This is a genomic window from Mycobacterium sp. AMU20-3851 (assembly GCF_043974665.1).
GTDB lineage: Bacteria > Actinomycetota > Actinomycetes > Mycobacteriales > Mycobacteriaceae > Mycobacterium.
Genome location: NZ_CP146371.1, coordinates 2,761,378 through 2,773,593, shown reverse-complemented (window position 1 = coordinate 2,773,593; position 12,216 = coordinate 2,761,378). Strand labels below are relative to the sequence as shown.

General features: G+C 67.0%; 11 protein-coding genes. 8 read left to right on the top strand and 3 right to left on the bottom strand.

The window, feature by feature from the left end:
* Nucleotides 1–10: 10 nt before the first annotated feature.
* The 5 genes from V4U86_RS13350 (at nucleotide 11) to V4U86_RS13330 (ending at nucleotide 5,212) form a co-directional block, all read left to right on the top strand.
* Entirely contained in the window at nucleotides 11–1,225 is a 1,215-nt protein-coding gene (locus V4U86_RS13350) for a cytochrome P450 (protein WP_395311670.1), read from the top strand.
* A gap of 37 nt (nucleotides 1,226–1,262) precedes the next feature.
* Nucleotides 1,263–2,057: a bifunctional hydroxymethylpyrimidine kinase/phosphomethylpyrimidine kinase gene (gene thiD / locus V4U86_RS13345; RefSeq protein ID WP_395311669.1), complete on the top strand. Its 795-nt coding sequence runs from the start codon at nucleotides 1,263–1,265 to the stop codon at nucleotides 2,055–2,057.
* A 100-nt stretch (nucleotides 2,058–2,157) separates the two neighbouring features.
* Nucleotides 2,158–3,231, top strand: coding sequence for an alpha/beta fold hydrolase (locus V4U86_RS13340; protein ID WP_395311668.1), 1,074 nt, complete (start codon nucleotides 2,158–2,160; stop codon nucleotides 3,229–3,231).
* A gap of 82 nt (nucleotides 3,232–3,313) precedes the next feature.
* Complete coding sequence (locus tag V4U86_RS13335; RefSeq protein ID WP_395311667.1) at nucleotides 3,314–4,615, top strand: TrpB-like pyridoxal phosphate-dependent enzyme; 1,302 nt, start codon at nucleotides 3,314–3,316, stop codon at nucleotides 4,613–4,615.
* A gap of 57 nt (nucleotides 4,616–4,672) precedes the next feature.
* Nucleotides 4,673–5,212, top strand: coding sequence for a hypothetical protein (locus V4U86_RS13330; protein WP_395312032.1), 540 nt, complete (start codon nucleotides 4,673–4,675; stop codon nucleotides 5,210–5,212).
* Nucleotides 5,213–5,290: 78 nt separating this feature from the next.
* Here the strand turns inward: V4U86_RS13330 and allB are convergent, their stop codons facing one another.
* Entirely contained in the window at nucleotides 5,291–6,655 is a 1,365-nt protein-coding gene (gene allB / locus V4U86_RS13325; protein WP_395311666.1) for an allantoinase AllB, read from the bottom strand.
* A gap of 222 nt (nucleotides 6,656–6,877) precedes the next feature.
* Here allB and V4U86_RS13320 point away from each other — a divergent pair, with 222 nt between their 5' ends.
* Nucleotides 6,878–8,386: an NCS1 family nucleobase:cation symporter-1 gene (locus V4U86_RS13320; RefSeq protein ID WP_395311665.1), complete on the top strand. Its 1,509-nt coding sequence runs from the start codon at nucleotides 6,878–6,880 to the stop codon at nucleotides 8,384–8,386.
* A 7-nt stretch (nucleotides 8,387–8,393) separates the two neighbouring features.
* On the top strand, nucleotides 8,394–9,116 hold the full coding sequence (locus V4U86_RS13315) for an aspartate/glutamate racemase family protein (protein ID WP_395311664.1): 723 nt from the start codon (nucleotides 8,394–8,396) through the stop codon (nucleotides 9,114–9,116).
* Between the two features lie 55 nt (nucleotides 9,117–9,171).
* On the opposite strand, the gene V4U86_RS13310 is transcribed toward V4U86_RS13315, so the two are convergent.
* Both V4U86_RS13310 and V4U86_RS13305 read right to left on the bottom strand, forming a co-directional pair.
* On the bottom strand, nucleotides 9,172–9,987 hold the full coding sequence (locus V4U86_RS13310; RefSeq protein ID WP_395312031.1) for a bifunctional allantoicase/(S)-ureidoglycine aminohydrolase: 816 nt from the start codon (nucleotides 9,985–9,987) through the stop codon (nucleotides 9,172–9,174).
* Between the two features lie 8 nt (nucleotides 9,988–9,995).
* Entirely contained in the window at nucleotides 9,996–11,273 is a 1,278-nt protein-coding gene (locus tag V4U86_RS13305; RefSeq protein ID WP_395311663.1) for a DUF6986 family protein, read from the bottom strand.
* Between the two features lie 176 nt (nucleotides 11,274–11,449).
* On the opposite strand from V4U86_RS13305, the gene V4U86_RS13300 reads away from it, so the two are divergent.
* A complete protein-coding gene (locus V4U86_RS13300) occupies nucleotides 11,450–12,211 on the top strand; it encodes an IclR family transcriptional regulator (protein WP_395311662.1) in 762 nt (253 codons plus the stop codon).
* The last annotated feature ends 5 nt before the right edge of the window (nucleotides 12,212–12,216 follow it).

Here is a 12,216-nt window from a genome sequence, read left to right as displayed (position 1 = left end):
GGAGCCTGCTGTGGAACAACTTTTCGATGACCTGGAGGATTTCGGCTCGTTCGACGACGTCGTGTCCGGCGATGTGCGTGACCCGTATCCGGAGCTGGCCCGCCTGCGCCGCGAGGACCCGATCCAGCGGATCGACGTGTCGGCGATGCCTGGTGAAGAGGGCAAGCCGGTCTTCATGGTCTACCGCTACGAGGAAGCCCAGCAGATGCTGCGCGACAACGAGACCTTCTCGTCCTCGGGCGTGATCGCGGCCTTCGGCCCGGTACTGGGCGAGGGCGTCATGCTGGGCATGGACGAACCGGTACACGGCCGGCTACGCGGTCTGGTGTCGAAGGCGTTCTCCCAGAAGGCATTGAGCCGCTGGGAGGACGAACTGGTCGGCCGGGTCGGCAACGATCTGATCGACAAGTTCGCCGCGGACGGCAAGGCCGACCTGGTCAAGCAGTTCACCTTCGACTATCCCAGCCAGATCATCGCAGGCCTGCTGGGTCTACCCGAGGAGGACTACCCGCAGTTCCAGCGGTGGTCGATCTCACTGCTGAGCTGGATACTGAACCCGGAACGCGGACTGGCGGCGTCGGCGGCGCTGTGTGAGTACTTCGCGCCGATCCTGGAAGCTCGGCGCGCCGAGCCCCGCGAGGACATGATCAGTCTGTTGGCGGCCGCCGACCTCGACGGCGAGAAGCTCACCGATGAGGAGATCTTCTCCTTCCTGCGGCTGCTGCTGCCCGCCGGTGTGGAGACCACCTACCGGGCACTGGGCAACCTGCTGTTCGCGCTGCTGTCGGATCCGGCCCAGCTGGACGCGGTCCGCGCCGACCGGTCGTTGTTGGGGCCCGCCATCGAGGAGGTGGTGCGCTGGAATCCGCCGCTGCTGACCATCACCAGGGTGGCCACCCGCGACACCGAGCTCGGGGGAGTGCCGATCCCGGAGGGCTCGTCGGTGATGCCGATGCTCGGGTCGGCCAACCGGCAGGAGGATCGGTGGGAGAATCCCGACGAGTTCGACATCTTCCGCACCGCCAAGGGCAACCTCGGCTGGGGTCACGGGGTGCACGTCTGCCTGGGCATGCACCTGGCCCGCATGGAGATGCGGACCGCGATGAACCTGCTGCTGGACCGGTTGCCCAACCTGCGGATGGATCCGGACGGGGACGATCCGCACATCCGCGGACAGGTGTTCCGCTCGGCAACCTCGGTGCCGGTGTTGTTCGACCCGGCCTGAAAGCTCATCGTTCGCCGGGCTCTGTAGCCTATTTACCGTGAATCACCTGGCCTACGTCATCGCCGGATCCGAGGCTACGGGCGGTGCCGGCCTGCAGGCGGACCTGCGTACCTTCCAGCAACTGGGCACCTACGGGCTGGGCACGGTGACCTGCATCGTGTCGTTCGACCCGAAGGCGTCCTGGACGCATCGCTTCGTCCCGGTCGACCCGCAGGTGGTGGCCGATCAGATCGAGGCGGCGACGTCCGCGTATGACCTCGACGTGGTCAAGATCGGGATGCTGGGGACCCCCGCCACGATCGACGTCGTGGCCGACGCCCTCGCCGGGCAATCGTGGCGGCATGTGGTCGTCGACCCCGTGCTGATCTGCAAAGGACAAGAACCGGGCGCCGCGCTGGACACCGACACCGCGCTGCGCGAGCGGATCCTGCCGCTGGCGACCGTCGTCACCCCGAACCTGTTCGAGGCCCGGGTGCTGGCCGGGATGGAGCGCATCGCGTCGGTGGACGACCTGGCAGAAGCCGCCCGGCGCATCGGTGACCTCGGGCCGCGCTACGTGGTGGCCAAGGGTGGCGTCGAGCTCCCGGGCGAAGAAGCCATCGACGTCCTCTACGACGGCAGCGATGTCGAGATTCTGCGGGCGCCCAAGGTGGGGCAGGAGCGGGTGGCCGGCGCGGGGTGCACGCTGGCGGCGGCCATCACCGCTGAACTCGCCAAGGGCACCGATGTCAGCGAAGCGGTCGGTCTCGCCAAACGGTTCACCACTGCCGGAATCAACGGCCGCATCTCCGGGAATGCGCCATTCGACACCGTCCGTCAGGGCGCGGAGTAGCGCCCTTCGCGGGACCAGTTCCCTTGCCCGCCATGACCTGTGGTGTTTGACCACGGCGAGCAGCGGGTAGCCCTCCTCAACCAACTGAGGAGCGGCGCCCATGGAAACTGCGACGTCCACACCTTCTGGACACAGAGTTCGGCTGAGCCACCACGAGATTGAACTCGATGACGGCCACCGGGTCGGCGTTTCCGTCGGTGGTCGGGGCGTACCGCTGGTGTTCCTCCACGGGCTCGGGCTGGGCCGCCGCACTTACCTCCGCATGCTGAGCCGGGTGGCCGGCCTGGGGTTCCTGGTTGTCGCGATAGACGCGCCAGGCCATGGCGATACCGGTGACCTACCGCAGGCGGGAGCGGGATTCCCCGATAGAGCCGATGTCATTCTGCGCACCCTTGATGCCCTCGGAGTGGACCGGGCGGTCCTGGCGGGCCACTCGATGGGCGGCCGGATGGCGGTCCAGATCGCAGCGCTTGCGCCCGAACGAGTTCTGGCGACTCTACTTTTCGACGCCGCGGCGGGGGCGCCCTTCGATGCGGCGGTCCAGACCGTGATGCGGTCACCCATCCAGATGTTGCACACGGTGGCCGGCGCGCTCTACGATCTGTCCCGCGATCCGCTGCGCATGCAGGTCGAAGCCGTGGGCCGCTACCTTCAGATGCTGCGCGTGGTTTTGATGGGAAAGATCATGGCGCCGAACGGTTTCTGCGGTGCCGCACAAGCTCTGATGGCATCCGGTGATTCGAGTTCGCTCCTGCGGACACTGCGGCACCGAGCCGTGCCGACGATCGTCATCCACGGTGCCGACGATGCGATCATCCCGTTCGAGAATGCCTGCGCGGTCGCCGAAGATGCCGACGCCGTCCTCTATAAGGTTCAGAATGCCTGCCATTCGTGGCTGATCGCTCAGCCACACCGCGGGGCCGGTGCGGTGCGCCAGTTGCTCGGCGGTGAACTGGGCCACATCCTGCGCACCGCAGCCGATACGTTGAACATCGTCGATTGGCAGGATGTCTCTCAATGGGAAGACGCGATGCTCGGATTGAATGCGCCGGTCACCCGGTTGCGAAACGACGATCCGATTTTCCACGACACCACCTGCGAGGTCGTCGAGATGGAGCGGGTGCGGCCCGGTGGGCTGGAGCCCGACGAGCTCGCCGCCGGTATGACTGCCTGAGCGTCGCCGTCTCGTCAGGCCGATGACCGCGGCCTCATCAGCACATTTCTACCCAGGAAGTCAGACGATTACAGTGTCCGGCATGACGGAACAGCTCGACACCGCCCACCCGGACCTGGTCGCCGTCGAGGTCCCGACGCACTGGTACAACCTGGCGGCCGAGCTTTCCGAGCCCATCCCGCCCCACCTGCATCCCGGGACCAAAGAACCGGTCGGTCCGGACGACCTCGCGCCGCTGTTCGCCAGCGGGCTGATCGCGCAGGAGGTGGCCACCGAGACCTACATCGAGATCCCGCAGGAGGTGCGAGAGATCTACGCGATGTGGCGTCCGTCTCCACTGCTACGCGCTCGTCGCTTCGAGAAGGCTCTGAACACCGGCGCGCACATCTACGTCAAGTACGAAGGTGTCAGCCCGGTGGGCAGCCACAAGACCAACTCGGCGGTGGCGCAGGTTTATTACAACCACCTCGACGGTGTGCGTAAGCTGACCACCGAGACCGGCGCCGGGCAGTGGGGAAGCGCGCTGTCGTTCGCCGGGGCCCAGTTCGGTCTGGAGATCGAGGTGTGGCAGGTCCGCGCCTCGTACGAGTCCAAGCCGTATCGCCGGCATCTGATGCAGACCTACGGTGGCAGGGTGCACTCCAGCCCGTCGACGCTCACCGAAGCGGGCCGCGCCATCCTGGCCAAGGATCCGGACACCACCGGCAGCCTGGGAATGGCGGTCAGCGAGGCGGTCGAGGTCGCCGCGTCCGACCCGGAGGCCCGCTACGCGCTGGGCAGTGTGCTCAACCATGTGGTCCTGCACCAAACCGTCATCGGCCAGGAGGCCGTCGAGCAGCTGGCACTGGTGGAGCCGAACGGCGCCGACCTCGTGTTCGGTTGCGCCGGAGGTGGTTCGAACCTCGCCGGACTGTCCTTCCCGTTCCTGCGGGAGAAGATCCACGGCCGGTCGAACCCGCGGATCGTGGCCGCCGAACCGGCCGCGTGCCCGTCGATCACCCAAGGTGAGTACCGCTACGACCACGGCGATGTGGCCGGGTTGACTCCGCTACTCAAGATGCACACGCTTGGAATGGATTTCGTGCCGGACCCGATCCACGCCGGCGGGCTGCGCTACCACGGGATGGCGCCGGCGCTCAGCCACACTGTCGAGCTCGGCCTGGTTGAGGGCGTGGCGATCTCGCAGCACGACGCGTTCGCCGCCGGGGTGCAGTTCGCACGCACGCAAGGCATCGTGCCGGCTCCGGAATCGACCCATGCCATCGCAGCCGCGGCCGCCCATGTCGCCGACGATCCACGGGAGCAGGTCGTGGTGATCGGCCTGTCCGGCCACGGCCAGCTGGATCTGCCGGCGTACGCGGAGTACCTCGACGGCAAGTTCTGAGCACGGCGGTTGCCGACGCGACTATCCTCGGCATGAGGCTTTGAGGAGGTGAGCCAGGTGTTCCGTCTGCGGTCGCGCGACCAGTCGCTCGAAGCGACCCTCAAGCAGATCGAGCACCGGGTGCTCGAAGATGTCCACCTGCCCCCGTGGGCACGTCGGGTGGCGTGGGTGGCGGCCACGGTGCTGATCGTGGCCGGAGTTATTGCGACGGCCGCGGGCGGGGGGATACCGCTGGCCGCGGCCGCGCTGGGCGCCGGGGCTGCGATCTGTTCGGTGGTCACGCTGCGGCGCCGCCGGTTCCGGTGGTGCGTGGCGGCGGCCTACCTGTCAGGGGTGTCGACGGTGGCCGGCGTCGGCGCCTTCTGGTGGTCGCGTACCAGCTCGGCGGACCCGATCCTGGCGGCCTCTACCGGTGTGTCCGCGGTGGCCGCGGCAACGCTCACCGCGGTGTGGATCTCGGTGGCGATCACCCCGGTGAAGGATTCACACCCGGACATACGGCAGCCCTCCAAACGCAAGTGGGGTGTCCGCGAGAGCGGAGACACGATCACCTGGCCACCGCCGTCCGCGGGGCCGCACCGTCCCGACGGCAAGTAGCTCGCCGGTCCACCCGATCCGGTGAGGCCGGCACGGCGCGTAGAGCCGATGCCGTGGACGCCTAATGTTGTCAGCGAGCTACACCCCGCCGCGACGCAGCATCCGGCCCCGCGGTGTCTGGAAGTCGATCTTCTTGCCGCGCAACCAGGTGCTGGCGACGACTCCGGCGAGGGCACGCCCGTCATACGGGCTGACGGGATTCTTGTGGTGCAGCTTGTGCACGTCGACGACCTGTGCGGAGTCGGGCTCGAAGATGGCGAAATCCGCGTCGTACCCGAGCGCGATCTTGCCCTTGGTGTTCAGTCCGGCGAGCGCCGCAGGTTTGGCCGCCATCCAGTCCAGCACCTGGGTCAGCTCGATACCGCGGCGCTTGGCCTCGGTCCAGATCAGCGACAGGCCCAGCTGCAGCGATGCCACCCCGCCCCACGCGATACCGAAGTCGCCGTTCTCGACGTCCTTCAGGTCGATCGTCGACGGCGAGTGGTCGGAGACGATGCAGTCGATCGTGCCGTCGAGCAGGCCCTGCCACAACAGTTCCCGGTTCGATGCCTCGCGGATCGGCGGGCAGCACTTGAAGGCGGTGGCGCCGTTCGGGATCTCCTCGGCCAGCAGGGTCAGATAGTGCGGGCAGGTCTCGACGGTGATCTTGACGCCGTCGCGTTTCGCGGTCGCGAGCATGGGCAGCGCGTCCGACGAGGACAGGTGCAGGATGTGCGCGCGCACGCCGGTCCAGCGGGCACGCTCGATGACCTCGGCGATCGCCACATTCTCTGCGCCGCGCGGACGTGAGGCGAGGAAGCGCTCGTACTTGTTGCCCTCGGCCGACGGGGCGCGGTCGATGGCGCGGGAGTCCTCGGCGTGCACGATCATCATGGAGTCGAAGCCGGCCAGCACGGCCATGTCCTTCTCCATCTCGTCGGCGTCGAGGTGGGGGAACTCGTCGACGCCGGAATGCAGCAGGAAGCACTTGAAGCCGAAGACGCCGTCGTCGTGCAGACCGCGCAGATCGTCGGTGTTGCCGGGGATCGCTCCGCCCCAGAAGCCGACGTCGATATGGGTCTTCCCGGAGGCGGCCGCCCGCTTGGCGTCGAGCGCCTCGACGTTGACCGTCGGTGGAATCGAGTTGAGCGGCATGTCGATCAGCGTGGTGACGCCGCCGGCGGCCGCGGCGCGGGTGGCCGAGTCGAAACCCTCCCACTCGGTGCGGCCCGGCTCGTTGACGTGCACATGCGTGTCGACCAGACCGGGAATCATGACCTGTTCGTCGGTGAGTTCGACGATCTCGGCGGCACGCAGGCCGCTGCCGAACGGCTCGATCGCGACGATGCGGCCGTCGCGGATACCGATCTCGCGCGCGACGATCCCGGCCGTCGTCAGCGTCCGTTGGCCGCGGACCACCAGGTCGTATTCGGGTCGATCCGACTGATCAGGGGCGTCGGTCATCGGCAGCTCTCCGTTAGTGCGAACACGATTCCTCATCGTGGAACTAAAACTCCAATATAGGGGAAGGGTAGATGTGAGCACTGACACAGTCAATTGGACCAGAGGGTTGACACGCGGTGTCCGCATGCGCGCTAATTGTCAAATCTGTGGAGAAATTCTTCCGCACAGTGGAATTCTGCGCCGGCGCCTCGCGTCGACGCTCCGACCGTGACAGGCGTATCCATGAGCACAGAGTCCACCGGGCTCATCGACGACTCCAATCGTAACGATGCAACCCCGTTCGACCAGGTGAGTCCGCACCTCTACAACGCCGACCTCGCGCCCACCAAGCGCGAAGGCCGCCGGTGGAGCGCCTACAACATCTTCACGTTGTGGGCCAACGATGTTCACAGTCTGGGCAACTATTCCTTTGCCATCGGGCTGTTCGCCCTGGGCCTGGGTGGCTGGCAGATCCTGCTCGCGCTCGGCCTCGGCGGCATCTTTCTCTTCCTGCTGCTGAACCTGTCCGGGTTCATGGGGGAGAAGACCGGGGTCCCGTTCCCGGTGATGAGCCGGATCGCGTTCGGCATCCGCGGCGCGCAGATCCCGGCACTCATCCGCGGCGCGGTCGCGATCGCCTGGTTCGGTATCCAGACCTACCTGGCGTCGGTGGTGCTGCGCATCATGATCATCGCGCTCGCACCGGCGGCGGCAACCCTGGACACCAACAGCTTCCTGGGCCTGTCGACGCTGGGCTGGATCTCGTTCGTCTCGCTGTGGGTGGTCCAGGTGATCATCGTCAGCTACGGCATGGAGATGATCCGCAAGTACGAGGCGTTCGCCGGCCCGGTCATCCTGTTCACGATGATCGCACTGGCGATCTGGGTGCTGGGCAATGCCGACTGGAGCATCGCGTGGACCACGCCCGACTCGCTGACCGGCGTCGACATGTGGTTGCAGATCATCGGTGGCGCCAGCCTGTGGGTCGCCATCTACGGCACGTTCGTGCTCAACTTCTGCGATTTCACCCGTAATGCGACGTCCAAGCGCGCCATCGTGCGCGGCAACTTCTGGGGCATCCCGCTGAACATGCTGGTGTTCGGGGCGATCGTGATCACCCTGGCCGGCGCGCAGTTCCGCATCGATGGGCGCATCATCGAGGCGCCCGCCGACATCGTCCAGGAGGTCCCGAACACCCTGCTGCTGGTGCTCGCTGCCCTCGCGCTGCTGATCCTGACCGTCGCGGTCAACCTGATGGCCAACTTCGTCGCACCGATCTACGCGCTGAACAATCTGTTCCCGAAGCACCTCAATTTCCGTCGGGCAGCCTTCATCTCGGCTGTCATCGGACTGGTGATCCTGCCGTGGAACCTGTACAACTCGCCGGCCGTCATCAACTACTTCCTCGGTGGCCTCGGCGCCATCCTCGGCCCGCTGTTCGGCATCATCATGGTGGACTACTGGTTGGTGCGTCGCTCGAAGATCAACGTGCTGGCCCTGTTCACCGTGGATCCCGACGGCGAGTACCACTACGCGAAGGGCGTCAACGTCCGCGCGGTGGCCGCCCTGGCCATCACGGCGGTCGCGGCCCTGCTGATGGCCTTCGTCCCGGCGTTCAAGGTCGTCTCGGAGTTCTCCTGGTTCATCGGCGCCGGGCTCGGCGCGGTCGTGTACTGGATGCTTGCCGACCGCCGGGGTCCGTTCAACGATGTCTCCGGCGAACCCATCGCCGTGACGAGCACGCACCACTAGGACCGGTATGAGAATTCTCGTAGCCAACGTCAACACGACCGCGTCGATGACCGATGCGATCGCCGAGTCGGCGCGCGGTGTCGCCTCACCGGGCACCGAGATCGTCGGCATCACACCGCGGTTCGGTGCGGACTCGTGTGAAGGCAACTTCGAGAGCTATCTCGCGGCCATCGCCGTCATGGACGCGATCACCTCCTACCCGGAGCCGTTCGACGCGGTGATCCAGGCCGGCTACGGCGAGCACGGCCGGGAGGGCCTGCAGGAGCTGCTCGACGTCCCGGTGGTCGACATCACCGAGGCGGCCGCGTCCACGGCCATGTATCTCGGCCACAAGTACTCGGTGGTCACCACCCTCGACCGCACCGTCCCGTTGATCGAGGACCGTCTCAAGCTCGCCGGACTCGACGCACGGTGCGCGTCGGTGCGGGCTTCGGGTCTCGGTGTGCTCGAACTCGAGGCGGATCCCGATCGTGCGGTCGAGGCGATCGTGCGCCAGGCGCGGGAGGCCGTCGAACGCGATCACGCCGAGGTGATCTGTCTGGGCTGCGGCGGCATGGCCGAACTCGAGGAGAAGGTATCGGCCGCGACCGGCGTGCCGATCGTCGACGGGGTCCGTTCGGCCGTCACCATCGCCGAGGGCCTGGTGCGGATGGGGCTGTCCACGTCGAAGGTTCGGACCTACGCGACTCCACGCCAGAAGAAGGTCATCGGCTGGCCGTTTCAGCTGTAGATCCGCGACATGAACAAGACCGGGCGCCCCATCCGAAGCGCCCGGTCTTGTTGTGTCAGAGCATGATCTGGCGGTTGACGTCCTTGTACAGCAGATACCGGAAGTTCGACGGCCCGCCCGCGTAGCACGCCTGCGGGCAGAAGGCGCGCAGCGCGAGGAAATCGCCCTCCTGCACCTCGACCCAGTCCCCGTTGAGGTGGTAGACAGCCTTGCCTTCGAGCATCAACAGCCCGTGCTCCATCACGTGGGTCTCGGCGAACGGGATCGTCGCACCGGGCTCGAACGTGACGATGTTGACATGCATGTCGTAGGCGAGGTCCTGCGGGTCGAGCATGCGCGTGGTGCGCCACTTGCCGTCGGTCCCGGGCATGGCCGACGGTGCGACGTCCTGCTCGTTGCCGAACTTCACCGACGGCGTGTGGCCCGCGATGGCCTCGTAGCGCTTGCGGATCCACACGAACGTCGCATCCTGGGCGCCGTCGTTGCGGGCCGACCAGTCGGTGCCCGCCGGCAGGTAGGCGAACCCGCCCTCGGACAGGGTCTGGGACTGACCTGCCGCGTCGACGGTCAACGCACCGGAGGTGACGAACAGGAAGCTCTGCACCTCGGACTGCGGTTCGGGTCGTTGCGCGCCGCCACCGGGCTTGACCTCGACGATCGCCTGGAAGTACGTCGTCGCGCCGCCGGCCACCGGTCGGTTGAGGATCCACGCGCGGGTATCGGTCCACTCCGGGAACACCGACGTGACGATGTCGGAGAGCACGCCACGCGGAATGACCGTGTAGGCCTCCGTGACGATGGCGCGGTCGGTCAGCAGGTCGGTCTGCGGGGGCAGGCCGCCCCGGGGCGTGTAGTACGACGCGGCGGTCACTGGCTGGGTCACGGGGTGCTCCTGGTTGTGCGGCCGAGCGCGATATCGCGCACGGTGGACGTGGGAAGGTCGGCGGCGCTTTCGATCTCGTCGGCGGTGAGGGCACCGCACACACTGCCGCGATGGATCACGCCGGCCAGCGCGCGGGCGGTGGCCGGCTCATCCATGACCGCCGAGTCGAGCCGGTGGACGTAGTTGCGCAGGCGCGTCGCGGCGGGTGCAAAGGCCCCGCGATAGAACGCGTAGGTCGCCAGGTACCGGGTGACCAGTTGCGCGGGGTGCATGTCCCAGCCCTGGTAGATGCCGCGCTCAAGGTGGCGTCGGACCAGCCGTGCGTGCAGCTTCCAGGCCATCGCGACGTTGTCCGGGTCGCCCACCGGCAGGATGTTCGTGGAGCCGTCGGACAGGTGCACGCCGGTGCCCGCGACGGCGAGTTGCATGACGTTCTTGGCATGGTCGGCCGCCGGATGCTCCATCGACTGGTAGGCCGCGGCGATACCGAGAGATGCCGAATAGTCGTAAGTTCCGTAGTGCAGCGAGCTGACGCGGCCCTGGCCGGCGTGGATGAACTGGGCGACCGTGGCGCGGCCGTCGGCACCCAGGATCGCCTGCGGGGTTTCGACCTGCACCTCGAACCGGATGCGCCCCACGGGCAGCCCGTTTGCCGTTTCGAGCGCGCTCGCGACCGAGACCATCGCCTCGACCTGCTCGACCGATGTCACCTTGGGCAGGGTGAGGGTCAGGCCGTCGGGGAGACCGCCCGATTCGACCAGGCCGCTGACGAACATGTCGAGCGTCCGCAGGCCGCGCTTCCTGGTGCCCGCCTCGAAGCACTTGAACCGGATGCCGACGAACGGGGTCGAGGTGCCCGCGTCGAGCGCGGTCCGCAACTCGGCGATGGCCCGGGCTACGTCGGCATCCTCGGTCTCGTCGTCGAAGGTGCCGTAACCGTCCTCGAAGTCGATCCGGAGGTCTTCGATGGGTTCGGTGCTCAGCTTGTGCTCGACCAGCGTCGCCAGAGTGTCCGGGGCGCAGTCGGTTCCGTCGCTCGCGCCGACGAGGCGAGCCACCGCGTCGAGTCCGCCCGCGTCCTTGGCGGCGGCAAGCGCGGTGGTTCCCCAGTCCGCGGGGATCGTCGCGGTGTACCGGTTGCCGGGGATGTAGACGGTGTGCACGGGCTGGCGGCGGCCGTCATCACCGGGGTACCGACTCGCGAGGTGTGCGTCGGCGGCCGAGAGGCGGCGGTCGACGTCGGCCAGCACGGCGTCGTCGAGTCGTCGAGTCACAGATGTTCCTTCCCGGCGCGGAGGGCCCCGTCGAGCCAGAATTCCACATTGTGGAGTTTAGCGTGCGGCACCGGTATTCACTAGGAGCGGATCTGGACTTTGCCTCAATTCCGTATTGCGGAATTATGATTGCGCGTGTTGGATGGAACACGAATCGTCTACCGAAAGTGGATCGCATGGCGGAGAAGTCGGGCGGTGTGCAGTCGGTGGAGCGCGCGTTCGAGCTGATGGAACTGATCGGACGGGCGGGAGGGGAGTGCTCGCTGACGGAGCTGTCGGCGGAATCTCCGTTGCCGCCGCCGACGATCCACCGCCTACTGCGCACGCTGGTCGGTATGGGCTATGTGCGCCAACTGCCGAATCGCCGTTACGCGCTGGGGCCCAGGTTGATACGGCTCGGCGAGGTGGCCAACCGTCAGTTGGGCGCGGTCGCCGGTCCGGTGCTGCAGTCGTTGGCCGACGAGCTGTCCGAGACCGCGAGCCTGGCGGTGCTCGATGGTGACATGGTGATCTACACCGGGCAGGTGCTCCCATCGAAGCTGATGCGGACCAACAACGAGGTCGGCAAGCGCGTCGGCCTGCACACCTCGGGCGTCGGCAAGGCCGTGCTGGGCGAACTCGATGATGCACGCATCCTCAAACTGGTTACCCAGTCCGGACTTCCGGCGCCGACCGAGAACAGCGCGTCGACGCTGTCCGCGGTGTTCGCGAAGGTCGAGCGTGTTCGTGCCGATGGTTACGCGGTCGACGACGAGGAATTCGAGGTCGGCGTCCGCTCCGTCGCGATGGCGGTCCCGGGCGCTCCCACGCCGATGGCGATCGGCATCTCCGGGCCAGCGGCGCGCGTCACCAAGGATCTGATCGCGCGAGCCGTCCCGGCACTGAAGACGGCGACCGGAGTGATCTCCGAGGCATTGATCGGCTGGCGCGAGCAGTAGCAACT

Excerpts from the sequence above, each read along its gene's own strand:
- V4U86_RS13340 (WP_395311668.1), top strand. The coding sequence starts at position 2,158 with ATGGAAACTGCGACGTCCACACCTTCTGGACACAGAGTTCGGCTGAGC.
- V4U86_RS13335 (WP_395311667.1), top strand. The coding sequence starts at position 3,314 with ATGACGGAACAGCTCGACACCGCCCACCCGGACCTGGTCGCCGTCGAG.
- allB (WP_395311666.1), bottom strand. The coding sequence starts at position 6,655 with ATGACCGACGCCCCTGATCAGTCGGATCGACCCGAATACGACCTGGTG.
- V4U86_RS13320 (WP_395311665.1), top strand. The coding sequence starts at position 6,878 with ATGAGCACAGAGTCCACCGGGCTCATCGACGACTCCAATCGTAACGAT.
- V4U86_RS13315 (WP_395311664.1), top strand. The coding sequence starts at position 8,394 with ATGAGAATTCTCGTAGCCAACGTCAACACGACCGCGTCGATGACCGAT.
- V4U86_RS13300 (WP_395311662.1), top strand. The coding sequence starts at position 11,450 with ATGGCGGAGAAGTCGGGCGGTGTGCAGTCGGTGGAGCGCGCGTTCGAG.